The sequence below is a fragment of the Extensimonas soli genome, from assembly GCF_029211265.1.
Classification (GTDB): Bacteria; Pseudomonadota; Gammaproteobacteria; order Burkholderiales; family Burkholderiaceae_C; genus Extensimonas; species Extensimonas soli.
Map to the genome: position 1 here is coordinate 50,869 of NZ_JARGEL010000024.1, position 26,467 is coordinate 77,335.

Annotated in this window: 16 protein-coding genes; 9 read left to right on the forward strand and 7 right to left on the reverse strand. The window is 66.9% G+C overall.

Annotated elements, in window-relative coordinates:
* Positions 1-24: 24 nt before the first annotated feature.
* On the reverse strand, positions 25-2,016 hold the full coding sequence (locus tag PYV55_RS11080) for a lytic transglycosylase domain-containing protein (protein ID WP_275851102.1): 1,992 nt from the start codon (positions 2,014-2,016) through the stop codon (positions 25-27).
* A gap of 16 nt (positions 2,017-2,032) precedes the next feature.
* Between PYV55_RS11080 and PYV55_RS11085 the strand changes: the two genes are divergently transcribed.
* Together PYV55_RS11085 and PYV55_RS11090 are read left to right on the forward strand one after the other, a co-directional pair.
* Positions 2,033-2,605, forward strand: a complete 573-nt coding sequence (locus PYV55_RS11085) for a 5-formyltetrahydrofolate cyclo-ligase (protein WP_275851105.1) — start codon at positions 2,033-2,035, stop codon at positions 2,603-2,605.
* A gap of 131 nt (positions 2,606-2,736) precedes the next feature.
* Positions 2,737-5,334, forward strand: a complete 2,598-nt coding sequence (locus PYV55_RS11090) for a bifunctional diguanylate cyclase/phosphodiesterase (RefSeq protein WP_275851107.1) — start codon at positions 2,737-2,739, stop codon at positions 5,332-5,334.
* Positions 5,335-5,362: 28 nt separating this feature from the next.
* On the opposite strand, the gene PYV55_RS11095 is transcribed toward PYV55_RS11090, so the two are convergent.
* Positions 5,363-5,563, reverse strand: coding sequence for an MGMT family protein (locus tag PYV55_RS11095; protein ID WP_275851110.1), 201 nt, complete (start codon positions 5,561-5,563; stop codon positions 5,363-5,365).
* A 354-nt stretch (positions 5,564-5,917) separates the two neighbouring features.
* On the opposite strand from PYV55_RS11095, the gene PYV55_RS11100 reads away from it, so the two are divergent.
* From PYV55_RS11100 to PYV55_RS11125, 6 genes are all read left to right on the forward strand, one after another.
* Positions 5,918-6,601, forward strand: a complete 684-nt coding sequence (locus PYV55_RS11100; protein WP_275851113.1) for a glutathione S-transferase family protein — start codon at positions 5,918-5,920, stop codon at positions 6,599-6,601.
* A gap of 75 nt (positions 6,602-6,676) precedes the next feature.
* Entirely contained in the window at positions 6,677-7,909 is a 1,233-nt protein-coding gene (locus PYV55_RS11105) for a multifunctional CCA addition/repair protein (protein WP_275851115.1), read from the forward strand.
* 10 nt (positions 7,910-7,919) lie between these two features.
* Positions 7,920-8,957, forward strand: a complete 1,038-nt coding sequence (locus tag PYV55_RS11110) for a microcin C ABC transporter permease YejB (protein ID WP_275851117.1) — start codon at positions 7,920-7,922, stop codon at positions 8,955-8,957.
* Positions 8,958-9,034: 77 nt separating this feature from the next.
* Positions 9,035-9,259, forward strand: coding sequence for a hypothetical protein (locus PYV55_RS11115; RefSeq protein ID WP_275851119.1), 225 nt, complete (start codon positions 9,035-9,037; stop codon positions 9,257-9,259).
* Positions 9,252-10,361: an ABC transporter permease gene (locus PYV55_RS11120; RefSeq protein WP_275851121.1), complete on the forward strand. Its 1,110-nt coding sequence runs from the start codon at positions 9,252-9,254 to the stop codon at positions 10,359-10,361. Before PYV55_RS11115 ends, PYV55_RS11120 begins: the two co-directional genes overlap by 8 nt.
* Positions 10,358-12,001, forward strand: a complete 1,644-nt coding sequence (locus tag PYV55_RS11125) for an ABC transporter ATP-binding protein (protein ID WP_275851123.1) — start codon at positions 10,358-10,360, stop codon at positions 11,999-12,001. Before PYV55_RS11120 ends, PYV55_RS11125 begins: the two co-directional genes overlap by 4 nt.
* Positions 12,002-12,193: 192 nt before the next feature.
* Here PYV55_RS11125 and PYV55_RS11130 read toward each other — a convergent pair whose 3' ends face one another.
* On the reverse strand, positions 12,194-13,408 hold the full coding sequence (locus PYV55_RS11130; protein ID WP_275851125.1) for a hypothetical protein: 1,215 nt from the start codon (positions 13,406-13,408) through the stop codon (positions 12,194-12,196).
* Positions 13,409-13,740: 332 nt separating this feature from the next.
* Here PYV55_RS11130 and PYV55_RS11135 point away from each other — a divergent pair, with 332 nt between their 5' ends.
* Positions 13,741-14,910, forward strand: a complete 1,170-nt coding sequence (locus PYV55_RS11135; protein WP_407066795.1) for a DUF4382 domain-containing protein — start codon at positions 13,741-13,743, stop codon at positions 14,908-14,910.
* A 268-nt stretch (positions 14,911-15,178) separates the two neighbouring features.
* On the opposite strand, the gene PYV55_RS11140 is transcribed toward PYV55_RS11135, so the two are convergent.
* The 4 genes from PYV55_RS11140 to PYV55_RS11155 all read right to left on the reverse strand — a co-directional run bounded on the left by PYV55_RS11140 (position 15,179) and on the right by PYV55_RS11155 (position 26,429).
* Positions 15,179-15,799, reverse strand: coding sequence for a hypothetical protein (locus PYV55_RS11140; RefSeq protein WP_275851129.1), 621 nt, complete (start codon positions 15,797-15,799; stop codon positions 15,179-15,181).
* Positions 15,800-15,858: 59 nt separating this feature from the next.
* A complete protein-coding gene (locus PYV55_RS11145) occupies positions 15,859-17,616 on the reverse strand; it encodes a putative bifunctional diguanylate cyclase/phosphodiesterase (protein ID WP_275851131.1) in 1,758 nt (585 codons plus the stop codon).
* Between the two features lie 181 nt (positions 17,617-17,797).
* A complete protein-coding gene (locus PYV55_RS11150; RefSeq protein WP_275851133.1) occupies positions 17,798-22,141 on the reverse strand; it encodes an Eco57I restriction-modification methylase domain-containing protein in 4,344 nt (1,447 codons plus the stop codon).
* 388 nt (positions 22,142-22,529) lie between these two features.
* Entirely contained in the window at positions 22,530-26,429 is a 3,900-nt protein-coding gene (locus PYV55_RS11155) for a DEAD/DEAH box helicase (protein ID WP_275851134.1), read from the reverse strand.
* Positions 26,430-26,467: the final 38 nt, after the last annotated feature.

A 26,467-nucleotide genomic window follows, 5' to 3' on the forward strand; every position in this document is an offset into this window, starting at 1 on the left:
CTATGCCCGTACCCACCCTGCGCCTCAAGGCAGGTCGGTATTTGCCGGGGCTTGCGCATCGCTGCGCGGCCCCACCTGGCCGAGGCGGGCCTTGAGCGACTGCGGCTGACCCGTGAGCACTGCCGCGTAATTGGTGGTGTTCGCAAGCACCTTTTTCACGTAGTCGCGCGTTTCGGTAAACGGCACGTTTTCGGCCCAGATGGCGCCTTCGAGCAGCGGGCCGTTGCGCCAGTTGCGCGGGCGGCCCGGGCCGGCGTTGTAGGCGGCGGCGGCAAGCGGCATGGAGCCCTCGAAACCGTCGAGCGCGAGCTTGAGGTAGGCCGTGCCCAGCGTGACGTTGGTGTCGCGGTCGGCCAGTTGGTCGGGCGTGAAGCCGGTCAGGCCGATCTTGCGCGCCGTCCAGCGCGCCGTCGCGGGCATGATCTGCATCAAGCCCGCAGCGCCCACGCCCGAACGCGCATCGAGGACGAAACGGCTCTCCTGCCGAATCAAGCCATAGACGTAGGCCGGATCGAGCCCTATGGCCTGGCTGCGCGCCACCACGAGCGACTGCAGCGGCATGGGAAAGCGCTGGCGGTAATCCATCACGCTGCGCGTGCGCTCGCTGGTGTTGATGCAGCGGTCCCACACGTGGCGCTCGCAGGCAAAGTCGGCCGCCGCGAGCAGTTCGCGCTCGCCCATGCCGCCGCTCGTGTGCAAATTGGTCGCGTAATTCCACTCGCGCACGCCTTCGCCGCGCAGGCCAAGCGCGATCGCGTACAGGCTGCGCTGCAAGGCCGCATTGGCGCGCGCGGCGGCTTTTTCTTCCGCAGTGAGCGGCGCTGGCGCAGGCGGCACGCTGACGCGCTGGCCCAGCTCCTCGAGCGCGAGCTGCTCGTAAAAGCCCTGCGGCCCGGCGATGCTCTCGAACAGCTGGCGCGCCTGGGTGCGCTCGGCGTCGCTCACGTGGCGCCCCGCAAGCAGGGCGCGCGCCCTCCAATACACCCAGGTACTGTCGCGGCGCGCGTCCTCGCTCATCGCATCTATGGCCTGGCGCACGGATTTCCACTGGCCGGCGCGCAAAGCGGCGCGCGCCTTCCAGGCCAGCATGTCGTCGCTCAGGTCACGCTCGCGCGTGACGTTGGCAAAGTAGTCGAGCGCCTCGGGCGCCAGGCGCAGCGCCGCCTGCTTGCCTATCGCGCCCCAAGCCCAGTTGCGCTCCTCGGGCGAGAGCTGGCCGGCCCACTTCGCGTCGAGCAGGCGCGCGGCGTTATCCACGTCGCTGGCGGCAAGGCGGATCAGCGCGAGCGTCACGAGCTCCTGGCGCAGCCTGCCGCGCGTGGTGGCAAATGAAAGCAGGTATTTGCTCGGTGACTCGAACATGCTGCGCGCCTCGGGCAGGGCTTCGGGCGCGACGATTTCCACGGCATTGCGCGCCGCACGCGGCTTGTTCGCTTCCACGGCCAGGCGCGCCTTGCGCCAGACGTCGAGCGCGCTGATCTTGCCGTCGGCGTAAAAACGGCTCGCGGCCTGCGTGCAGCCGTCGTCGGCCTCGCGCAGCGCGTACCAGTGGCGGCGCAGCTCGTCGGCGGCGCGCGCGTCGGCGCGGCCCTCGACCTCGTCGATCAGCAGCGCATAGCAGCGCACCTCATGGTCGTCGCCCATGCGGTAGCCGGGCAGAAGTGCCGCAAACTGCGCCCATTCGCGCCGCTGCCCCAAAAGCAGCAGCCAGTCGTTGCGCAGGCGGTCTTCCTGGTAGGTGCCGGCGTAGCGCTGTAAAAAATCCTGCACCTCCTGCGCGCTGGCTTCGTCGAGGCGTGCGCGCAGCGCCCAATACGCGGCCCAGGGTTCGAGCGCGTGGCCGCGCACCGCGGGCAAAAGCTGCTGCAGTTTTTGCTTGTCGCCTTTGCGAAAGGCCTGCTGCATCTCGAGGATGGCGTCGTCGCCGGGGTTGGGCATCTGTGGCTGCGCAAACGCCAGTGGTGCGCTCACGGCCAGCACGGCGGCGAGCGATGTCAAAATCTTCGACCATTGCATGGCAAAGGATTATCCGATGGACAAAACAGCCCTGCGGCGCGCCCTGGTAGCGCAGCGCCTGAACCTGCCCGACCGCGCGGAGCGCGTGCGTGCCTTGCAGCAGGTGCTGCGCATCTGGCTGCTCGGCCGCCCCGACACCGTGATCGGCGCGTACTGGCCCATCAAGGGCGAGTTCGACCCGCTGCCCGCGCTGCACCGCTGGAAGGAAGACGGCGAGCTGCAAAGCCAGCCCGTGCGCCGGCGCATCGGCCTGCCCGTGATCGACAAGACGCACAAAACACTGACCTTTCACGCCTGGTACCCCGGCTGCCCCCTCGAAGAAGACGCCTACGGCATCCCCAAACCCAAGGACACCGAACTGATAGTGCCCACGCTGCTGCTCGTGCCCACCGTGGGCTACGGGCCGGGCGGCTACCGCCTGGGCTACGGCGGCGGCTTTTACGACCGCACGCTGGCCGCGCTGCAGCCGCGCCCCACCACCGTGGGGCTGGGCTTTGCGCCGGGCTTCATCGACGACTTCGAGCCCGAGCCGCACGACCAGCCACTCGACGCGATCCTCAACGACCATGGGGTGGTGTGGCCGGTGTAGGCGGCACGAAAACTGAATGCAAAGCCACGAAACCAGACCCGCCGCACAGGCACGCCCAGTCCGCAGCGCAAAAACTTAACATGTGTCAAAAATTTACGGCATAGTCACGACAGCCACAAAATTCACGAAACATGATGCAATCCCCTGATCGTGCGCTGCTGCAGCCCTTGATTTATCAAGGGGCCGATGTTCCGCGCATGCTCATCATCGGTCTGGCGTATGGCCTGCTGGCAATCGCCCTGCTCCGATTTGGCACGGCCGACCTGATCATTTCCGCCGTCTGGCTGCCCAGCGGTCTGGGGCTGGCGGCCTTGCTGGCGTGCGGTGCGCGTTTCTGGCCAGCAATCGCCGTCGGCGCCCTGGTCGGCAATTTGCTGTCCGGCGTGCCTCTGGCGTCAAGCCTGGTGTTCACTTTCGGGAACACGCTGCTACCGCTACTCACTCTCTGGATACTCGGTCGCTTGCAAGCCGGCACGAACACGCCCCGCACCTTCGCGCCGACGCACCTGCGCGATTACGCACGACTCGGCCTGGCGCTCTGCATCGCCCTGTCGCTGGTAGCTCCCGTCACGGTCAGCCTGCTAGAACTGGTCGGCGCCATCCCGCCCGACCGGCTCATGACCGGCATTTTTCGCTTTGTTTTTACCAACCTGCTCGGCATCCTGCTGTTGACGCCGCTGCTGCTCATCTGGCGCACCCTGCCGCGGGGGTGGTTCTCCACGCGCAAACGTGCCCTGGAGACACTGGCGCTCTTCGGCCTGGCCTTTCTGGCGGGGCAAATCATTTTCCTCGGCTGGTTCTCGCAGACATTTGGTCACATCGCCCGTCCCTACTGGATGATGTTCTTCATTTTTTGGGCCGCGCTACGTTATGGTCGCCACGGCGCCCTGCTGCTGGTCTTTATGTTGGTCATCCAGGGGCTGCTGGGCGCGGCGCTCGGCGTCGGTCAGTTTGGCAGCGATATTCAGAACAGCCACCTGATCAACCTGCAAACCACCATCGTGACTGGTATGCTGACCGGTCTGGTGCTTTCGCAGACCCTGCACGACCTGATGCAGGCGCGCGACGAATTGAAGGTCGCGGCGATGGTCTTCGAGGTCAGCAGCGAAGCCATGCTGGTCACCGACGCTGCCAGGCGCGTCATCCGCGTCAACCCGGCCTTCACCGCAATCACCGGCTACTCTCCGGCCGAGGTGATCAGCCAGACCCCGCGCATCTTCCATTCCGGACTGCATGGCGACGACTTTTACAACCAGCTATGGGCCAGCGTCGGGCAAACGGGCGGCTGGCGCGGAGAAATCCGGAATCTGCGCAAAAACGGCGAGCCTTTCGTCGCCATACTCAGTATCAACACCATCTTCGACCAGCAAGGTGCAATCCAGGGCTGGGTCGGGCTGTTCAGCGACATCACAAAACAAAAGGAGACCCAGGAGGTCATTTGGAAGCAAGCCAATCTCCAAGCGCTGACGGGGCTGCCCAATCGCCACAGACTCTCTGCCCTCTTCCTCGACCAGGTAACGCAGAAAGATGCCGGCCCGCTGGCGGTGCTGCTGATCAACCTCGACCGCTTCAGGAGCGTGAACGACACCCTTGGAGCCGCGAATGGTGACGACTTGCTGCGCGAGGCGGCACGGCGCATCGTTGCCAGCGTGCCGACGGCCGAAGCCGTAAGCCATCTGGACGGCGATGAATTTGTCGTTTTGCTTGCGCAGAGGCTCGCCCGTGACGAACTTGACGCCACCGCCCATGTCTTGCTGGCAGAACTTGCACAGCCCTACCAGCTGGGGGGCGGGACGGCCCATCTTTCTGCCAGCATCGGCATCGCACTGTACCCACAAGACGGGCGCGACGAGTCCTCCATGCGCAAGTGCACAAATCTGGCCTTGAATGCAGCCAAACGCCTCGGGGGCAATACTTTCCACTATTACAGCCACACCCTGCAGGAGAGCGCCACCCGCCGCATGCGACTGGACACCGATCTGCGCTCCGCACTGGAAAACCAGCAATTGGCGGTGCATTACCAACCCATCGTGCACCTTTCATCCGGCAAAATCCAAAAAGCCGAAGCCCTGGTCCGCTGGCAACATCCGACCCTGGGGTTTGTCAGTCCTGCCGAATTCATACCGGTTGCCGAAGCAAGCGCCTTGATCATCAAGATCGGTGATTGGGTATTTCAGCAGGCCATCATGTTGGCGGCGCAATTGCGGGCCGTTCATGATGCTGATTTTCAGGTCAGCGTAAATGTTTCACCCGTCCAGTTTCGCCTCAATCGCGAGGGCTGGCAACATTGGGCAGAGCATCTGGCCCGCCTGAAACTCCCGGGGAAAACCGTAGCGGTGGAGATCACCGAAGGCCTGTTGATGGAAAGCAGAGATGAAATATTGAATCAACTGCTTTTGCTCAGGGACATGGGAATGCAGGTCGCGCTGGACGACTTTGGTACTGGATATTCTTCGCTGGCGTACCTTCAAAAATTCGACATCGATTACCTAAAAATAGATCGCGCCTTCGTTCAAAATATATCCTCTGGTTCCAGCGAACTTTCTCTTTGCGAAGCCATGATAGTGATGGCGCACAAACTCGGGCTCAAGGTGATTGCAGAGGGTATAGAAACCGAAGAGCAATGCAATATGCTTCGAAGCATCGGTTGCGATTATGGTCAAGGTTTTTTATTTTCCCGCCCCATTCCGGCCAATGATCTTTATGAGTTGCTTGGGCGCACGCTGTAGTTGACGCACGCCACTCCTCGCTGCGTCATCAGCTACGGCGTCTGCAACGCAGATCGCTCCCCCTCTTGCCCGCCCACGCCAGCATCGCCAGCATCGCCAGCATCGCCAGCTTGCGATCGGCGCCCCAGCGGCGGTTGCCTGCCGCGCCGTTTGCGCGGATCACGCGGCATGGAATCAAAAAACCAATCGGGTTGACTTCTTGCGCATGGCCCTCGACGGCGTGCGCCACGTGGAGTATTCATGGCATCCGTGGGGAATGAAGCCGGCGCCACGATAGCGGATGCAAGCCCCTTGCATCCATCCGATTCTTGCGCACTTGAACCCAGATTGTTCATTAGGCGGTGCTACGCACCTACGCGGGTGCTGGCGGACGTCTGACGGTCATTTTGGCCGCGGCTTCGGCGTCCATGGCATCAGCCATGGACTTCTCACCCGCGACCAAACCGCCTCGCCAGCCGCCTCGCCATCCTCCCGCGTCCTAATGAACAATCTGGGTTGAAAGCGCAGGCCGCTCTGCCATCGGCTGAACGCCCCATGCAGAATCGGCGTTGTTTTTGCAACGCCCTCCACCAAGGAACCCACCATGCCCAAGCTCTACATCGGCAACAAAAACTACTCCTCGTGGTCCATGCGCCCCTGGGTGCTGATGCGCCAGGCGGGCATTGCCTTCGATGAGGTGAAGGTACGTTTTGACAGCTTCGCACCCGACTCGCAATTCAAGCGCAGCCTGCAAGGCATCAGTCCTACGGGGAAGGTGCCCGTGCTGGTCGATGGCCCGCTCGTCGTGTGGGACTCTCTGGCCATTGCCGAGACCTTGGCCGAACAGTACCCGGACCAGCAACTCTGGCCGCAAGACCCCGCCGCCCGCGCGCAGGGCCGCAGCGCCTGCGCCGAGATGCACAGCGGCTTTACCGCGCTGCGCAGCCACTGCCCGATGAACATCGAAGCCCGCCTGCCCGACATCGGCACCCTCGTCTGGCGCGACCAGGCCGGCGTGCGCGCTGACGTGCAGCGTCTGGTGGAGCTTTGGGGCGCCTTGCTGCAGGCGTCGGGCGGCCCGCTGCTGCTGGGCCGCTTCAGCATCGCGGACGCGTATTTCGCGCCGGTGTGCATGCGCCTCATCACCTACGGCCTGCCCGTGCCGCCGCACATCGCCGCCTACGTCGAGCGCGTGCGTGCCCTGCCCGGCGTGCAGGACTGGATTGCCGGCGCGCTGGCCGAGCAGGACTTCCGCGCGTTCGAGGAGCCCTATCGGCTGCAGCGCTGAAAACTGCGCCGCCCGGCGCCCCGCACCACCCGTGCCACCCGCGCCACCCGGCCGCGCCGCCACTACACTTGCCCCATGCAAATCTACATGGTGGGCGGCGCGGTGCGCGATCAGTTGCTGGGCCGGCCCGTGAACGACCACGACTGGGTGGTGGTGGGCGCAACGCCCGAGCAGATGACGGCGCTGGGCTACCTGCCCGTGGGGCGCGACTTTCCGGTGTTTTTGCACCCGCAGACGCGCGAGGAATACGCACTGGCGCGCACCGAGCGCAAGAGCGGGCGCGGCTACCGTGGCTTCGTGGTGCAGGCTTCGCCCGATGTGACGCTGGAGCAAGACCTCGCGCGGCGTGACTTGACTATCAATGCGATAGCTATAAGCGCTGATCCAGCAAGCGCTGGAGCCATTATTGACCCTTATGGCGGGGTACAAGACTTGCAACGCCGCGTGCTGCGCCACGTGAGCGAGGCCTTTCACGAAGACCCGGTGCGCATCCTGCGCGTGGCGCGCTTTGCGGCGCGCTTTACCGACTTCAGCGTGGCGCCCGAGACCATGCAGCTGATGCGCGAGATGGTCGCGCACGGCGAGGCCGACCACCTCGTGCCAGAGCGCGTGTGGCAGGAGCTCGCGCGCGGGCTCATGGAGGACAAGCCCTCGCGCATGTTCGAGGTGCTGCGCGAATGCGGCGCGCTGCGCGTGCTGCTGCCAGAGGTGGACCGGCTCTGGGGTGTGCCGCAGCCGCCGCAGCACCACCCCGAGGTGGACACCGGCGTGCACCTGCTGCTGGTGCTGGACATGGCCGCGCGCCTGCAAGCGCCGCTCACGGTGCGCTTTGCCTGCCTCACGCACGACCTGGGCAAGGGCAGCACGCCGCCCGACATTCTGCCGCGCCACATCGGCCACGAGCAGCGCAGCGTGCAGCTGCTCAAAGGCCTGTGCGCGCGCTGGCGTGTGCCCAACGACTGCCGTGAACTCGCCGAAGTCGTGGCGCGCGAGCACGGCAACATCCACCGCAGCGGCGACCTGGGCGCGGCGGCGCTGGTGCGCCTGCTCGAGCGCTGCGACGCGATCCGCAAGCCCCAGCGCTTCGAAGAGATATTGCTCGCCTGCGAATGCGACGTGCGCGGCCGCCTGGGCTGCGAAGATGCGCCCTACCCGCAGGCCGCGCGGCTGCGAGCGGCGCTCGCGGCGGTGCTTTCGGTTGCTACCAGTGAAATAGCTGCCCACGCCCAGAGCAAGGGCCTCTGCGGCGAAAAAATAGGCGAATTGATCCACGCTGCGCGCGTAGATGCCGTAGCAAAGGCGCTCTGAGAACCTGTTCATGACCACTTACATCCTCAAACGCCTGCTCTTGATGCTGCCCACGCTGCTGGGCGTGCTGCTGCTGACCTTCGTGGTGATCCAGTTCGTGCCCGGTGGGCCGGTGGAGCAGTACCTGGCCGAGGCCAAGGCCGGGCTGGGGCACGGCGGCGAGGGCGCGGGCCTCAGCTACCGCGGCGCGCAAGGGGTGGATCCGCAGCGCATCGCGCAGATCAAGGCTTTGTACGGCTTCGACAAGCCCGCGCACGTGCGCTTTTGGCAGATGCTGCAGCAGTTTGCGCGCTTCGACCTGGGGCGCAGCTTTTTCCAGAACAAGGACGTGTGGCAGCTCATCGTCGAAAAGCTGCCCGTCTCGGTCAGCCTGGGGCTGTGGACGTTTTTCATCAGCTACCTCGTGGCCGTGCCGCTGGGCGTGGCCAAGGCGGTGCGTGCGGGCTCGCGCTTCGACCTGCTGACCACGCTGCTCGTGCTCGTGGGCTATGCGATTCCCGGCTTCGTGCTCGGCGTGGCGCTGCTGGTGATCTTTGGCGGTCAGCTGCAGTGGTTTCCGCTGCGCGGGCTGACCTCGCCGAACTGGGACGAGCTCTCTTGGGGCGCGCGCATCGTCGACTACCTCTGGCACATCGCGCTGCCCGTCACGGCCATGGTGCTGGGCAGCTTTGCGGTGACGACCATGCTCACGAAAAACGCCTTTCTCGAAGAAATCCGCAAACAATACGTGCTCACCGCGCGCGCCAAGGGCCTGAGCGAGCGCCAGGTGCTGTGGCGGCACGTGTTTCGCAACGCCTTGATTCCCATCGTCACGGGCTTTCCGGCGGCCTTCATCGGCGCGTTTTTCACCGGCTCGCTGCTCATCGAAACGCTGTTTTCACTCGACGGGCTGGGCCTGCTGAGCTATGAGAGCGTGATCCGGCGCGACTACCCCGTGGTGCTGGGCACGCTGTATCTGTTCACGCTGATCGGGCTGTTCACCAAGCTCGTGAGCGACTTGTGCTACGTGTGGGTGGACCCGCGCGTGAAATTCGATGGGGCGCAGTGACGGCAGGATTCGGCAGGATTCGCGCGGGTGACGCGCTGTTACACAATCCAAGACAACGATCCCTCAGGAACACAACCATGCCAGTGAATGCACGTTTCGAAGGCGAAGCCAAGCAGCAGCTCAACCTCCTTGCCGAGGCCACGGGCCCGGGCGTGAGCGAGGTGTTGCGCTATGACGAGCAAGTGCGCGCGCAGCGCAGCGGCCGCGCGCATTTTTCGACCTTCATCGGGCGCAGGCGCAGCGGGCGCAGCGACATCGCCGGTAGCTACAAGACACGGTTGGCCCCGGGCACCCATGGCTGAATTTGCAAGCAGCGCCCCCACCGCGGCCGACCCCGGCGCCGCCGATTCGGGCATCCCCCCCGCGATCGACCCCACGCCGGGCTGGTCGCCCGCGTACCGCGCGTGGCGGCGCTTTCAGCGCAACCGGCTCGGCTACGGCAGCCTGATCGTCTTTTGCGCGCTGGTGCTGCTGAGCCTGGCGGCCGAGCTCATCAGCAACGACCGGCCGCTGCTCGTGCGCTACGAAGGGCAGCTTTACGTTCCCATGTTGCGCGACTACCCCGAAAAGGTCTTCGGCGGCGACTTCGAAACCCCCACCGACTACCTCGACCCCTTCATCCGCGCGCGCCTCGCGCAAGGTGGCAACTGGGCGATCTACACGCTCAACCCCTACGGCGCGAACACCATCAACTACTTTGCCAAGTACCCCAACCCCGCGCCGCCCACGCGCGACAACTGGCTGGGCACCGACGACCGCGGGCGCGACCTGCTCGCGCAGCTGATCTACGGCTTTCGCGTGAACGTGCTGTTCGCGCTCGTGCTCACCTTCACGGGCGTGCTGCTGGGCGTGCTCACGGGGGCCATGCAAGGCTTTTTCGGCGGCAGGGTGGACTTGGCCTTTCAGCGCTTCATCGAAATCTGGAGCTCCATGCCCGAGCTGTACCTGCTGATCATCTTCAGCGCCGTGTTTGCGCCCAGCGTGGCGCTGCTGCTCGTGCTGCTGTCTCTGTTCGGCTGGATGGGGCTGTCGGACTACGTGCGCGCCGAATTCTTGCGCAATCGCCAGCTTGACTACGTGAAGGCCGCGCGTGCGCTCGGCGTGGGCAACTGGCACATCATCTGGCGCCACATCCTGCCCAACAGCCTCACGCCCGTGGTGACCTTTCTGCCCTTTCGCATGAGCGCGGCGATCCTGTCGCTGACCTCGCTCGACTTCCTCGGCCTCGGCGTGCCGCCGGGCACGCCCAGCCTGGGCGAGCTGCTGAGCCAGGGCAAGAACAACATCGATGCGTGGTGGATCTCGCTCTTCACCTTCGGCGTGCTCGTGCTCACGCTGCTGCTCTTGACCTTCATGGGCGACGCGCTGCGCGACGCGCTCGACCCGCGCAAGGCCGAACGATGAGCGGCGCCTTGAGCACCCCGGCCACGCCGGCCCCCCCCCTGCTCGAAGTGCAGGACTTGTGCGTGCGCTTTGGCAGCAAAGAGGTGGTGCGCCACGTGAGCTTTGCCATCGCGCCGGGCGAAAAGCTCGCGCTCGTGGGCGAATCGGGCTCGGGCAAGACGCTCACGGCGCTGAGCCTGCTGCGCCTTGCGGGCGAGGCCCACATCAGCGGCCAGTCCAGGCTGCGCGGGCGCGACCTGCTTGCGCTGAGCGAGCGCGAACTGTGCGCCGTGCGCGGCGGCGAAGTCGCCATGGTGTTCCAGGAGCCGATGACGGCGCTCAACCCGCTCATGACCGTGGGCCGGCAGATCGCCGAGGTTTTACAGCTCAAAAAGGCGCTCACGCCCGCACAGTCTTCGCAAGAAGCTATCGAATTGTTAGCAAAAACGGGCATCCCCGAGCCCGCGCGGCGCGCCGGCGCCTACCCGCACCAGCTCAGCGGCGGCCAGCGCCAGCGCGCCATGATCGCCATGGCGCTCGCGAGCGAGCCCGCGCTGCTGCTCGCCGACGAGCCCACCACGGCGCTCGACGTGACACTGCGCCGGCAAATCCTCGACCTGCTCGCCGACCTGCAGCGCCAGACCGGCATGGCCGTGCTGCTCATCACGCACGACCTGAACCTCGTGCGCCGCTTTGCCGACCGCGTGGCCGTGCTCGAGCACGGCGTGCTAGTCGAGCAAGGCCCCGTGGCCGAGCTCTTTCGCGCGCCGCAGCACCCCTACACGCGCCGCCTGCTCGCAAGCCGCCCGCAGCGGCAGGTGGTGGAAGATTCCCCATCGCCCGGCACGGCGCCGGTGCTGCAGACGCAAGACCTGGGCGTGAGCTACCCCGTGCCGCTGCCGGGCTGGCGCGGCTGGTTTCGCCAGGGGCGCTTCGAGGCCGTGCGCGGCGCCACGCTGCAGCTGCTGCCGGGGCGCACGCTGGGCGTGGTGGGCGAATCGGGCTCGGGCAAATCCACGCTCGCGCAGGCCATCCTCGGGCTGCTGCCGCACACGGGCGACTTGCAGCTTGCCGGCCAGCGCTGGCAGCAGCCGGCCACGCGCAACCTGCCCGTCAACCAGGCGCTGCGCCGGCGCGTGCAGGTGGTGTTCCAGGACCCGTTCTCGTCGCTCTCGCCGCGCCTCACGGTGGAGGAGATCGTCGGCGAAGGGCTGCGCGTGCACGCGCCCGAGCTCGACGCGCCCGCGCGGCGCCAGCGTGTGCAGACCGCGCTCGCCGAAGTGGGCCTGACGGCGGCGCAATACCCCGGCCTGCTCGCGCGCTACCCGCACGAATTCTCGGGTGGCCAGCGCCAGCGCATCGCGATTGCGCGCGCGTTGATCGTGCAGCCGCACATCCTCGTGCTCGACGAGCCCACGAGCGCGCTCGACGTCACCATCCAGCAGCAGGTGCTGAGCCTGCTGCAGCGCCTGCAGCGCGAAAAGGGCCTGAGCTACCTGCTCATCACGCACGACGTGGAAGTGGTGCGCGCCATGGCGCACGAGGTGCTCGTGATGAAAGACGGCGCCGTGCTCGAATCCGGCCCCGCGCTGCAAGTGCTGCGGGCGCCGCAGCATCCGTACACCCGGGGGCTGGTCGAGGCGGCGGGGCTGACGGATTGAGCCACGGCGCGGGCGTGCGGCTGCACTGGCGATTTGCTCTTTTGATTCGCTCTTTTTTCTGAAGCAAAAATGAGTGACGAAAAAAGCGCCTTGTGCTTCACCATCAAGCACAAGGCGCTCTCTTTTTTGCGTTAAAAACCAAAATTTTGGCAGCCTGCCGCGCATCGGCGGCAGACCTGCGCTACCGGCTGGCTACAGCTTGGGCTGCATGCGCTGCCACGAGAACGGGCCAAAGCTCGTGGCCGTGGCGGGGGCGCTGGTGCTGTAGTTGGGGTCCACCTTCAGCTTGAGCCACTCCAGCGGCATGGTGCTGCCGTGCACCGTAATACGGTGGAAGTTGGGCACGTTGTAGCCGTGGGGCTGGTTGGCGTAAGCGTCATCGCTGCAGGCCACGGCCGCAGCGCCCGAGCTGGGCTCGGCGATGCAGGGCGCGCCCTGGACGAGCGGATTGTCGGAGCGGTAGATGTGCGAGTCGCCGTTGAACAACAGCACCGGCTTGCCGTAGTCCTTGGCACGCTGGGCGATTTTGTCGATGAACTGCTGGTACTGGGCGATGTGGCTCGCCGTTTTGCCGTCCAGGTCCCACATGTCGGCCTGCAGCTGGATGACCACGGCGTAGTTCTGGTTGGCGACCGCACGGTTGAAGGCGGTGTCGATCCAGCGCAGGTCTGCCGCCGTGCGGTTGGCCACCTCCTGCTTTTGGGCATCGCTCATGGCGGGCGCGCCGTACCAAGGGTCGGTGTCGTTGTTCGAGCCGCCCGGCATGTTCAGCGTGAAGACCAGCACGCCGGAGTTTTCGAACCAGACGTTTTCGACGTAGTTTTTGTCCGTCGGGTACTGCGGGTCGAACTCGGCGGCCTGGGTGTGCACGCTCATGCTGCCGCCCAGCGTCTTGCCCGGCTGCGCGAAGAAGATCGAGCGCACCAGGTCCAGGTTTTTGAGCGGGTCACCGCTGGCGTAGTCGATAGGGTTGCCGTTGGCGTCGAGCTTGTAGTCGATGGCGCCCGTCGCGCTGTTGTAGCTGCCGCCGCCTTCCTTGGCTTTGTGGCAGTCCGTCCACTCGTTGTCGCCCGGCGCGTACACCAGCGGATGCTTGAGGGCAGAAAACGCCGTGAAGATGGACTTGTCGTAATCCTGCGTGCAGTATTGGCTGCCCGAGTGGATGTCACCCACGTGCAGGGCCATGGACACATCTGCGTCGGTGTCCAGCGCCTTCAGATAGGCGGGCAAGGCGGTGGATTGCGCGGTGTCCGTCGGGCTGGTGCCGTAAGGCACGTCGCCGATCACGGCCATGGTGAAAGGGTCGTTGCCGCCGCCGCCACCGCCGCATGCGGTAAGGGCCAGTGCGGCAGCACAGGCCAGCGGGGTGGCAAGTTTCAGGAAGGGTTTCGGGCTTTTGCGTGTCATGGTTTTAGCCTGGGGTGGATGAATGAAACGCAGCAGGCACGCCGTGGAGCGTGCCTGCTGCGTTTTTGATGGTGCAAGCCGTTCATGACAGCGGCATGAACCGGGGGGTCTTGCCGATAGGTCGTCCCTATTGGATCGCCAGTGTTTCGCCATACGCACAGAAAACACCCGGCAAACCCCCTGGTTGCCTGCGTAACATGCGCTCACGCAGAGTTGCCGCCATCCCCCTAAACTGCGCTGCCCCGTGCTCCCGATGGCAGAGCACAGGGCATGCTCCGCGGCAGCCCGATGGTTCAATGGCCGCGGCAAATCATCCACCAAAGAGGGACACCATGACCATGAAATTGCTCCGAAATCTGAAGCTCGCTGTGGGCGGCATCCTCATCGCCGGGCTGGCCGCCTGCGGGGGCGGCGGGGGTGACGGGGGCAGTGCCGGCACGGGCACCCTGCGCCTCGCGGTGACCGATGCCCCTGCGTGCGGCTACGACGCCGTCAACGTGACGATCCAGAAAGTCCGCGTACACCAGAGCATCAGCGCCGGCGAGACCGACCCCGGCTGGTCGGAGCTCACGCTCAACCCCGCCGTGCGCCTGGACCTGCTCGGCCTGACCAACGGCGTGCTGTACGAACTGGGCCAGCTGCCCTTGCCCACGGGCAAATACACGCAGATGCGGCTGGTGCTGGCCGCCAACGGCGGGGCGCAGCCACTGGCCAACTCCGTCTGGCCCACGGACGGCAAAGAGGTCGCGCTCAAGACGCCGAGCGGGCAGCAGTCGGGGGTCAAGGCCAACATCAACATCGACATCGGCCCCAACCAGATGGCCGACTTCGTGCTCGACTTCGACGCCTGCAAGTCCATCGTTTCGGCCGGCGCCTCGGGGCAGTACCTGCTCAAACCCGTGGTAGCGGTGATTCCGCGCTATATCTCGGGCGTGCTGGGTTATGTCGATCCCGCCGTGGGCGGCGGGGTTGCCGGCGTCTCGCTGCAGCAAAGCGACGGCACCATCGTCAAGGCCACCACGCCCGATGCCAATGGCAAGTTCCTGCTGCAACCCGTGGCGCCGGGTAGTTACACCCTCGTCATGACGGCGCCAGGACGCACTACTGCGGTAGTCACCGGCGTTCCGGTCACGGCGCAGACCGTAACACCCATCGCCCCGATTGCCTTGCCACCACCTTCGGGCACGGCAACTGCCACCGTCACGGCACCTCCCGACACTCTGGTGCGCGCCATGCAGCCTCTCACGATAGGGGGCACCGTGGAAGTCGCCGGGCAGCTCGTGGACGGTGTGACGGGCGGCTACTCCTTCCTGCTGCCCGTGGCCGCGCCCTGGGTCGCCGCCTATGCGCCGGCCCCCACAGCGCTGGTCTTCAGCCCCGACAACGGCGCGGCTGCGCACTACACGCTGCGGGCCAGCCTGAGCGGCTACGCGGACAAGGTGGTGACACTGCCAGCGCTCACGGCGGGCAGCAGCAGCACCACGAATTTCGTGTTTCCTTGAACCGCGCTTGGCGACGCCCTGGCTCAATGCGACTCTGCGCTAGTGTAGTGTTTGATGCTTGATGCGACAAATAAAACCGATGGATTTTTGGTCTGGGCAAGGCGCAAACTGCAGCGATACCGGGTGGTATCGCGAGGATTTGCAACGCGGCCCGGGCCGAAAAGACGCGGTTTTATGTCGCAGATAGCGTCGAACACTACACTAGTGTGCTGCACTGCAAATTGCCGCACGCAATGAAATCGATGGATTCGCGCGATTTCGTGTGCGCTTATTTGCCGGGCAGCTCACCAGGCTCGACGACGATGGCCACCGAGCGCGTGATGCGCGCCTTGACCTGGTCGCCGACCTTGACGCTGTCCAGGCGCTTGGGGTCGCGCACATGCACGTCGTACAGGCGGTCGTTGGCGTCGTGCAAGGTGACGACGCTGCGCGCGCGGTCCACGGCCTCGACGTTGGCGACCACGTTGATGCTCTGGCGTGCGAGGCCGCCGGGCTGGCCTTCGGCCAAGGGACGCTCGCCCACGCGCTCGACGCGCTCGCGCACGCCCGAGCCGCTCTTGGCCAGCTCCAGCGCGATGCTCACGTGGTAGCGCACGTGCACCATGTCGCCGCGCTGGATTTTTTCAAGGTTTTGCACCTCGGGGCCGACCTGGTAGATCGAATACCCGCCGTTGGGCCGCTTGATCACGACCTGGCGCGCGTCGGCATCGACATCGACCACCAGACCGGTGCCGCTGACGGTGACGCTGTTCAGGGCACTGTCCTCGACCTGGTGGTGCCGGTACGCCGCATGGGGCTTTTGCGCCAGCGCCGCAGGCGCGGCCACGCCGAGCGCGGCCGCCAGGGCCAGCGCCGACGCGAGCGGGAATGTGCGGGTTTGCGTCTTCATCATTTGCTCCTTGCAGTGGAAAAGCGAGTTGAGAAAGGAAAGCGGCGCACAGGCTTGCCTCAAAGAAAGGCGCCTGCGCCAGAGCACGAGGGTGATTCTGCCCCTCCAGTGTCTTGCATCCATGCAAGCAGTTGTTCAGGCGGCATGGCCTTGGCAAGCAGCCAGCCCTGGTAATGGTCGCAACCTGCAGCTTGCAGAAAATCGAGCTGCTCCTGCGTTTCCACCCCCTCGGCCACCACCTCCAGGCCCAGCTCGTGCGCAAGCGCAATGATGCTTTGCACGAGCAGGACATCCTTGGTCTGGTGCGGCAGGCGATGCACAAAGCTGCGATCGATCTTGAGCCGGCGCACGGGCAACATCTGCAGGTACGCAAGAGACGAATGCCCGGTGCCGAAGTCGTCCAGCGCCAGGCCGATGTCCTGCGTTGCCAGCTGGCTCAGCAACTCGACGGCATTTTGCGGATCGGTCATTGCCTGCGACTCGGTGATTTCGAGCTCTATGGCCGAAGGCCCGAGGCCTTTGGCCTTCAGGAGTTCGGACAAGCGCGTCGCCAGGTTGGACTCGCGCAGCTGGTGCGCCGAAAGGTTGATGCCCATTTGCAGCGACACACCTTGCGCGGCCCATTGCGCCTGTTGCGCCAGGGCGGTTTCGAGCACCCAGTCGCCCAGCGTCAGAATCAGGCCCGAGGCTTCGGCGACGGGGACGAAGCGGTCGGGCCCCACGCTGCCCAGCACCGCATCGTCCCAGCGCAGCAGCGCCTCCACCGACGTGATGCGTCCGCTGCGCAAGTCCATCTGCGGCTGGTAGTGCAGCTGCAGGCTCTTTTCCTTGAGCGCGAGCCGCAGCCTGTCCTGCAAGGCGGCGCGCTCCTCGATGCGTTGCCCCATCTCGGGCCGGTACAGGGCGTAATTGCCGCCCTGGTTCGTTTTGGCATGGGCCAGCGCCATGAACGCGCAACGCACCAGCGATCTGGCGTCGTCCCTGGCGTCCTGCGGAAAGCGCGCTGCGCCCAGCGCACCACTGATTTCGATGAGGGTGTCGCCTTGCACCTGAAACGGCTCTGCCAGGCTCGCCTGGATGCCCTGCAGCGTGCGCTCGAGCGCGGCGTCGTGCTGCACGTCCGGCAAAAAGATGGCAAATGTATTGCCGCCGAAGTGCCCCAGCATCCCCCCGACACTCAGGATGCTGCGCATTCTGTAGGCCGTCTCGAGCAAGACCTGGTCGCCCGCCTCGAGCCCATGGCCGTCGTTCACGCGCTGGAAGTCGTTCAAGTCCACCAGCACCACGGCCATGTGCCGTTCAGGCGCTGTGACCATGGCCAGCTGCAACGACTGCTCGAACTGCCAGCGGTTGACCAGGCCGGTCAGCGCGTCATGCCTTGCCATGAAATGCACCTGCGCCTGCATGTGCCGCATGCCCGAGGCGTCGCGCACGAAGGCCAGGGCAAACGGCTGGCCATTCAGTACGCAATGCCCCAGGGTGACTTCGACGGGCAGCTTGGAGCCCCCGGGGCGCGGAACATGCAGATTGCGCAGCCAGCCCACGGGGCGGGCCGAGGGTCTGGCAAAAAATCTTGCCAGCCACTTCGCATGCAAATGGCGCACGCTGGCGGGCAGCAGCACGTCCAACGGCCGGCCCAGCAACTGCGCGCGCGTGCGGCCCGCGATTTTTTCCAGCGCCGCGTTCACCAGCTGAATGTGGCCAGCGCGATCGACCAGCAACACGCCATCGGGTGCGGCCTCCAGGAGGGTGCGCTCCAACAGTCCATCCTGCGGGCCTGCGAAAAAGCTGGTCGCAGCGGCTGCTTTGTCGGTCATGGCAAGGCTCGGTCGTGGGAGTGCTGGAGAGTGGAAACAGAGCATACCCTGCAAAAGCTGCAGCACGCAGCCCGCATGGCTCCTATGCGACACACCCTGCTTTGCCTGCTTTCCTGCACCGAGAAAAAACTCTCATAACGATAGCTTCTTACGCTTACAGACAAGGCGCAAAAGGCCATTTTCACCCCTGCAGCAGCGGCAAAAGCGCCAGGATGTCTTGCCGCGTGCGGTAGTGGCCGCAGGCGCGTTCGTCCTGCTCGCGCACGATGGGGAAGGCGTCGAGGATGTGGGCCGCGTCGTCGGCGCCCAGGCCGTAGAGGTGGAAAAAGAGCGCGTCGAGCGCCGTCAGGCGCGCGCGGCGCTGCGCATCGTCCCAGGCGATGGGCGCGAGCGGCTGGCCGGCGGCGTCCACGTAGCCGAGGTCGCGCGCGAACGGGGCCAGATCGTGCGCGGTGTAGCTGAGGGCCAGCACCTGCGGCACGACGAAGTCGGCCACCGTGGGCTGCGCGTGGTGGCCGTTCATGAGCCCCGCGGCGCGCATCGCGGTGGCGAACGCGGCCGGCAGCGGGGCGTCGAAGCGCTCGGGGGCGATGACGGGGAGTTGTTCGAGGATGAACAGGTTGATGGTCTGCCCTTGCAGCTTCTGACGCAACACGAAATCTAAGGCAAACGCATTGAAATTGGCTGCCAGCAGGCTGGCAACGCGCGCCGCTGACTGTGGGGTTTGTGCCTGCGGAATCAGCAACGGCACTTTATTGCCAAAACCTACGCCGGGCAGAATCGCGGCGATCATGCTGCGGACATTGGTGGGCGCGGTAATTTCCTTGTAACCCAGCGCCCAATCCCAAGGATTGACTTTGGTTTCTTCTGCACGCACGAAGAATTGCGGATGCGGAAAACGCTCAGGATCGACTTTCTCGTGCAGTTCGATAGGCCGCTGCTGCGCCGCGCGGTGCAAATTGTCCAGATTCACCACCACGTCCGCCGCGCGGTGGTCGAACATTTGCACCATCTTGCCTTCGTACAGCGGCAGCGCCCATTCATCCCCCTTGCGCCAGCGGTTCAGCGGCCCGATTTGCCAGCCGGCGGCGCGCAGTTCCTCGGGTTTGAGGAACTTGCCGGAGTCGTTGGTCATGTCGAACATGCGCATGTAGCGCACCGGCCAGGCGCGCTGCTCGGGCTGCGCGCCGTGCGCGTGGCGCACCAGCACGGGGTGCTGGGCGTACAGGCGCAGGGTGATGTCGGCGTCGCGCCGGTGGCGGAAGATCGGGGCCGCGCCGGTGTTGGGGTTGACGCGCGCAAAGTCTTCGGCGCTGAGTTGCAGCGTGCGCTCGGGCTCGGTGTCGAGCTCGTGCAGGCTGTGCAGATAAAACGCGCAGCGTGTGTGCGCAAAGCGCCGCTGCGGCCCGCCGAACAGCAGCACGCAGAACTTGAAGCTCGCGTGCACGTCGGGGAAAAAGACTTTGCGGTTTTCAAAGTCGAACAGCGCGCCCAGCCGCCCGCTGCTGCTCAGGCCGCTGAAAAAGGGCGCGGCGCCTTTGTCGGCGGCGATGCCGCTGGGCGTGACCAGCGCCACCATGCCGCCCGGCGCGGCCAGGGTTTGCGCGCGCTCGACGAACAGGCTGTAAAGGTTCAGATCGCCGCCGCCCAGCAGCGGGTAGTCGCCGCTGCCGAGCTTGCCGTTGCCCAGCACGCGCGCCTGCGTTTCGGCGCGGGCGCTGGCCTCCTGGTACTGCTGCCACAAGTCCGTGTGGGCATGCGCGCCGCTTGCGGTCTGCGACAGCGGCGCGTGCTTGAGCGCGTCAATCATGCGGCGGCGGTCGGCGGCGCGCGGCTGCGCGGCGATGGCGCGGTCGCGCTCGGCAAACCATTCGACCTCCTGCAGCTTGATGCGGTCCCACGGCGGGTTGCCCAGCACCACGTCGAAGCCGCCGCGCGCGCCCGGCCCGAACACGGTGGGAAAGCTCGTCCACCAGTGGAAGAAGGTCTCGCGCGCGGCCAGCGCCCGCGCCTCGCGCATGAGCGCGTTGGCGGCCTGGGTGTCGGGGTCGGCAGGGTCGGCGCCCTCGATTTCGCCGCGCAGCAGCGTGGCGGGCAGGTTGACCTGCGGCGCGAGCAGGCGGCGCAGCGCGGCCAGGCGCTCGGGCTGGTCTTTGAGCAGGCGCGCGAGCTGCGCGGGTTTGTCCACCGGCCAGCCGGGGATGAGCCAGCGCAGCGCGCGCCAGAAGTCGAGCACGGCGTGGATGGGCGCGAGCTGCGCCTGCGCCTCCTCGGCCAGGCGCTGCGACTGGTGCACTTCGCCGATGTCGGCGTCGGTCAGGTCGGCCACCTGCGCGAGCGCCTGCGCGGCGAGCTTGAGGCGCTGCAGCTCGCCCTGCTGGAACAGCGTGCCCAGCTGCTGCAGGCCGCGCTCGACGGCGTCGAAGCGCTCGCCGTGCAGGCTGTCGCCGGTTTGCAGGTGGTGGTCGAGGAAGGACAGCGGCGCGCCCACGGTGAAGGTGTGCAGCCACAGCGCGGTCTTGGCCAGCTCCACGGCCATGGGGTTCTTGTCCACGCCGAAGATGCACTTCTTGAGGATCATGCGGCGCACGATGTGCCGGTCGTCGAGCTGCGCCTCGTCGAGTGCCCAGCCGTGCGCGCCGGCGTTGGTGCGGATGCCGCGGCGGATGTGCGCCAGCCGCGCGAGCACGGGGCTTTGCCACGGGCGGCCCTGCTCCACCAGGTGCGCCGACCAGGGCTGCGCGGCAATGCGCAGGCTTGCGGCGGCGCTGGCTTCGAGCACGCGGTCGGCCAGGTCATCGACGAGCGCCACCAGAAAGTGCCCGCTGCCCATGGCCGGGTCACAAATCTTGCATTCGAGCAGCGCGCTGGCCGGGTCGAGCTGGTCGAGCAGCTCCCATTCGGCGGGGTTGAGGGCGCTTTTTTTGCTCCACTTTTGCAACTGCTCCTCGAGCGCCTGCATGCGCTCGGCGGCCAAAAGGCCCACGGATTCGCGCAGCACCAGGTGCACCAGTTCGTCGTGCGTGTAGTAGCTGCCCGAGACCTTGCGCGCAAAGCTCGCGGGCAGCGCCACGAGGCGGTCGAGTTCGGGCTTGTCCTTGTAGCTGTCGCGCGCCTGCACCTCGTGCACCAGGGTGTATTCGAGCAGGCGCTCGTAGATGCCGCCCAGGTGCGCCACCGACAGGTCGCGGTAGTTGATCCAGCCCTTGAGCACTTCTTCGGTGCGGCGCGAGAGCGCGTCGATGATGGGCGCCATGACCTTGTCGGGCACCTTGGTGCGCTCGAGCAGCGGTGCACGCGCGCGGTGGAACAGGCCGCCGTTGTACGCGGGCATGCCGATGAGGTCGTCGCCCTGGTCGATGAGCTCGAACACACCCTGCAGGCGCAGCCAGATCTGGCACACGGTGCCCGAGAAGGCCGCGCCCGCGTCCACGCGGTCGCGCACCTCTTCGCGGATGCGGCGCACGCTGTAGTCGTGGTAGCGCGCATCGCGCACGGGCAGCAGGTGGCGGTCTTCGGCGTAGAACAGAAACAGCAGCCGGTACAGCAGCACCAGCGTGGCCTCGCGCACTTCGTCGAGGTAGGCGGGCGTGAACTGCCGGCGCGCGAACTGGCCATAGCCCACGGGCCGCGTCTGCGCATGCAGGTCGGCGCGCGTGAGCGCGTCGGCGAGCTGCGCAAAGATGTCGTGGAACACGCGCGCGCCCAGGTCTTGCGAGACTTTTTCTTCGTACAGGCGCGCCTCGTCGAGCGCGTAGGCGTGCAGGCTGCGGCGCGCGTCGTCCCAGGGCTGGGGCAAAAAGGCGCTGCGCTGGAAAAACAGCACGAAAAGCCGCAGCGCGTGCTCGGGCGCGGGGTCGTCGGGGTGCGGCGGCACGCCGGGCACGCCCAGAGCGGCGGCGAGGTTGACCTCGAAAAACTCCTCCGAGCGCGAGCGCGCGTTCTGCCAATACAGGCGCCACACGGCGCCGTTGGTGAGGATGCCCCACTGCACCGCGCGCTCGCTGACCACGTCGGCACGGCTCAGGTAGCGCAGCATTTGCGACGAGGGCGCGTCGGGCTCCAGCAGCAGGTCGCCGCGGTCGAGCGGGCGCAGCCAGCGCTTGGCTTCGAGCACGGCGATGCCGTGGCGGTAGCGGCGCTCGTCGCGCGCCTCGGCCAGCGCGGCGGCCTTGTGCGCGGGGTCGGCAAACAGCAGGCTGTCGGGCACGTCCTCGCGCCGCTTGCCCGAGAGGTTGACCTGCGGCAAAAAGCCGTCGCCCCAGCCCAGCGCCACCAGCACCTTGTGGATCAGCTCCTGCTCGGTCTGCGCCTCGTTGAGCGTGGAGCCGGCGTCCAGCCCCGCGTAAATGCCCTGCAGCGCGGCGCGCAAGTCCGGCCAGCCACTTTCGTCCAGCGCCTGCCACGCGGGCGTCTCGACGCAGCCGCGCAGCAAAAAATCCTGGGTGAACAACTGGCCTTGCATGGGCGTGGGGTGGGTGCAGGTGGGTGCGGTTGAAGGCAGGTGGATGCGGAGGCTGGGCACGGTAAGTGTAATGGTGCGCCCTGCGCGCGGCGGCGGCCCTGCACACTATGGTTTACGAAGCTGCTCAGGCAGGTGTGGCGGTGAGAAATGCGGGAAATGCGCATTGATACCCGGATTGTCCACGAGGACGCGGGACGATGGTTTCCCGTCATTGCGAGGGCCGAAGGCCCGCGGCAATCCATGGGGCCTTGGCAACAGCGCCTGCGCACGCCGCCAAGGGTGGGTCTGGATTGCCGCGCCCCTGCGGGGCTCGCAATGACGGGGCTCTTTGCAGCACCCCAATGACCGTCAGCCGTCCGCCAGCGCCCGCGTAGGTGCGAAGCACTGCCTAATGGGCAATCTGGGTTGACCCGATGGCCGCCCTCGCACCGTCCCACGCGCCCGGCGCCTACTCCAGCGGCCGCAGCAGCTCGGCCAGATCGTCCTCGGTAAAGAGCGGCTCCTTGCGCGCGCTGGCGCCGCTGTACATGCTGCTGGCGAGCTCGGCCTTGCGCTCCTGCAGCGCGAGGATGCGTTCCTCGATGGTGCCCTGCGCGACGAGCTTGAGCACCCACACGCTTTGCGTCTGGCCGATGCGGTGCGCGCGGTCGGTGGCCTGGGCTTCGACGGCGGGGTTCCACCACGGGTCGTAGTGGATCACGGTGTCGGCCTGCGGCAGGTTCAGCCCCACGCCGCCGGCCTTGAGGCTGATGAGAAAAAGCGGCACTTCGCCGCTCGTGAAGCGCTCTATGACCTCGTCGCGCTTGCGCGTCTGCCCCGTGAGCTTGGCCCACTGCAGCTTGTGCTTGTGCAGCTCCTGCTCGATCAGGGTGAGCATGCTCGTGAACTGCGAAAACAGCAAAATGCGCCGCCCTTCGGCAAGCATTTCGGGCAAGAGCTCCATGAGCTGGTCGAGCTTGGCCGAGGTCTTGACCTTTTTTGCGGCATCGAGCGGCACCAGGCGCGGGTCGCAGCACACCTGGCGCAGCTTGAGCAGCGCGTCGAGGATGGTGATCTGCGACTTGGCCAGGCCCTTGGCCGCGAGCGCATCGCGCACGGTTTTTTCCATGCCCAGGCGTATGGTTTCGTACAGATTGGCCTGCGCGCCCGCGAGTTGCACGCGCAGCACGGTTTCGACCTTGGGCGGCAGCTCGTGCGCCACCAGTGCCTTGGTGCGGCGCAGCATGAAGGGCGTGATGCGCGCGCGCAGCTGCGCCAGGCGCTCGGCGTCGCCGTGCTTTTCGATGGGCGTGCGGTACAGCTCGGTGAAGCGCTTCTGGCTGCCCAGAAAGCCCGGCATCAGAAAGTGGAACAGGCTCCAGATTTCGCCCAGGTGGTTTTCCATGGGCGTGCCGGTGAGGCACAGGCGGTGGCGCGTGTCGAGCGCGTACACCACCTGCGCGGCGTGCGTGCTGGCGTTTTTGATGTGGTGCGCCTCGTCGAGCACCACGATATGCCAGGGGCTTTGCAGCCAGCGCTCGCGGTCGCGCTGCAGGATCGAATACGGCGCGATCACCAGGTCGTATTCGGCGAGCGTTTGCGCCACCTCGTGCCGCTCCTTGCCGTGCAGCACCAGGCTGCGCAGCTGCGGGCAAAAGCGCGCGGCCTCGCGCTGCCAGTTGCCCAGCAGGCTCACGGGGGCGACGATGAGCGCGGGGCGGTCGAGCCGGCCCGCGTCTTTTTCCGCCTGGATGTGCGCGAGGGTCTGCAAGGTTTTGCCCAGGCCCATGTCGTCGGCCAGGATGCCCGCGAGCCCGTGCGCGCGCAAAAACTGCAGCCAGTTCAAGCCCTGCTGCTGGTAGGGGCGCAGGCTGGCCTGCACGCTCGCAGGCACGGCCACTTCGGGCAAGGCAGCCTGGCCGCGCAGCTGCTGCAGCAGCGCACGCAGCGCCTCGGCGCCCTGCCACTGCGCGCCCTCACCGAGCGCAGCGCTCGCGCGCAGCGCCTCCAGGCGCGACAGGCGCAGGCCGTCGCCCGCAAAGTCGTGCCCGCGCTCGCCCACGAGTTCGAGCAGCGCGGCCATCCAGGGCTTGAGCGGCTCGGTGGGCAGGCGCACGAAGCCGTCGCCGCCGGGCATGGACAGAAACACGTAGGGCGGCAGCGTGGGCTCGCCCGTGGCGGGGTTGGGCGGGTGCGCGGCCGCCGCGGCGATGAGGTCGGGCAGCCAGGGCAGGATGTTGTGGCGCTGACCGTCGATTTCCATGCCCAGCGAGAGCGTGAACCAGGGCGAGGTGCTGTCGTCGCCTTCGTGCAGGCCCGCGTCCTCGGCCCCGCCTGCACCCGCACCGCCGCCTTCAGGGTGCATGCGCACGTCGAGCACGTCGGCATGGCGCACCCAGCCTGCGAGCTCGGGCGCGAGCGTGAGTGCAAAGCCTTCGGCGCGCAGCGGCGCAAAGTCCTGCTCGAACCATTCGAGCCAGGTGCTTTGCAGCGCCGGGCCGGGCAGGTAAAAACGCCCCGCGTCCGTGCCCAGCAAGCCCAGCGCCTGCAATCGCGCAAAGGCTGCGCGCTCGGCCTCGGGCTGGCGCACGAGCAGGATGCGCCGGGTCTTGGCCTCGGCGGCCGCATCTGCAGCATCTGCCGTGACCGGGCCGTCCGCGCCTTGGCCCGCGCCTTCGCCCACACCATCGGCCGCAGGCGCATCGAGCAGCGCCGGCGCGCCGTCCAGCCCCCACCAGCCGCGGTGGCCCTGGTAGTCGAACTGCAGTTGCGCGGTGATCAGGCCCTGCATGGGGCGCTCGGCGGGCGGCGTGGGCGCCAGCGTGAGCCAGGCTTGCGGCGCGCCGCCTTCGACGCGCTCTATTTCCGGCAGCACCGGCGGCAGCGGCAGCCGGCCCAGGCGCTGCACGAGGTGGTTCTGCTGCTGGCGCAGCGCGCGCTCGTCCAGGGCCGGGGCGTGCAGCAGCAGCTCGAGCTGCGCGGGCGTGAAGCCGTCGGTCTGCAGCACACCGGTCTGGCCCAGATCCAGGTCGAGGTACAGCGGTGGCTCGTTGAGGCACAGCCAGACGCGCGGCGCGGCGGTGCCGGTGGTGGCGGCGCTGGCGGCTGGGGTGGGCGTTGCGAAGGGGCTCGGCGTCGCAGCGGCGGGTGCCGGGAGGGCGGGTGCGGGCAAGGCGGGTGCGGACACAGGTACGCTGGATGCGGCGGCCATGTCGGCTGCGGCTTGTGCTGCTGTGGCGGCGCTCGGTGCCTGCGGCAGCTCGGGCGGCGGCACCTCTTGCGCCGCCCCCTCTTGCATCGGCGCGGCGAGCCGGGCGCAGAGCTGCCAGAGGCTAGGTGCTTGCGCCTGGGCAGGCGCACCCGCCTGAGCACCGGGTTTGGCGGCTGCCGCGGGCTTGGCCGCCTTGCCGGGTGCGCGCGCCGGGTCTTGCGCCACCTCCTGCCACGTCCATTCGAGCGCGCGCGGCGGCCCCCAGCGCAGCAGCATGTCGGGCTCGTGGGCCTCGTTGGCGGCAAACAGACGCCCCGTGCCCGCGGCCAGCTCCAGCGCCATCACGCTCAGCCGGCCCTCGAGCACGGCGCTCGGCAGGCTGCCGCCATAGTGGTGGTAGTAGCCATACGAGGACGCTTGCGGCACGCTCGCGAGCAGCTGCAGTATCTGGCGATCGGCCTCGCTCGCGTGGTCGTAGGCCTGGTTGCCGGGCCCGGGCGGGGTGCGGATGTTGCGCGGCTTGGTCCAGCCGCCCGCGACTTTGGGCGTGGACAGCACGGCCTCGAGCCGCAGCAGCGGCCGGCGCGAGGCACGGCCCTGCACCGAAAGCAGGTACAGGTATTGGTCGATGCGCGGCGCGCGGCGCTCGCCCTGCGCAGCGCGCGGCCCAAGCTGGGACGGCTGCAGATCCGCGCTGTCGAGCGCTATCAGCCAGTCGAGCAGCCTGGCCTCGGCCTGCAGGCGCTCCTGCTGGGCGCGCTGCGCCTGCTGGCGCTCGCGCTCCTCGGGGCTGGGCTCTGGCGCCGCGGCCATCTCGGCGGGCGCAATGCCGTGCGTCTCCAGCCAGCGCTGCCCCTGGTAGGCGGCCTTGAGCGAGAGCGCGACCGCGTGCTTGCATTGCACGCCCACCGGGCAGGTGCAAAGCCCCTGCCAGGACTGCAGCACGCCCTTGTGCCGAAAGGCCAGCTGCACGACCACTTCGTAGGGCTCGCGCTGCGTGCCCTGCACCTCGCCGCTGACCTGCCAGCGGTCTGCAAGCGCTTCGATGCGCATGCTGAGCACACGCTGCCCACGGTACAGCGCCGCGCCGCGATCCCAACTGCCATACGCGCACAGCGCGCGCAGCGAATCGGGGTTGAACCAGGTGTTCGTCGTCATGAAAATTCAGGATAAAAATGGTATTTTGTTCAGGTATG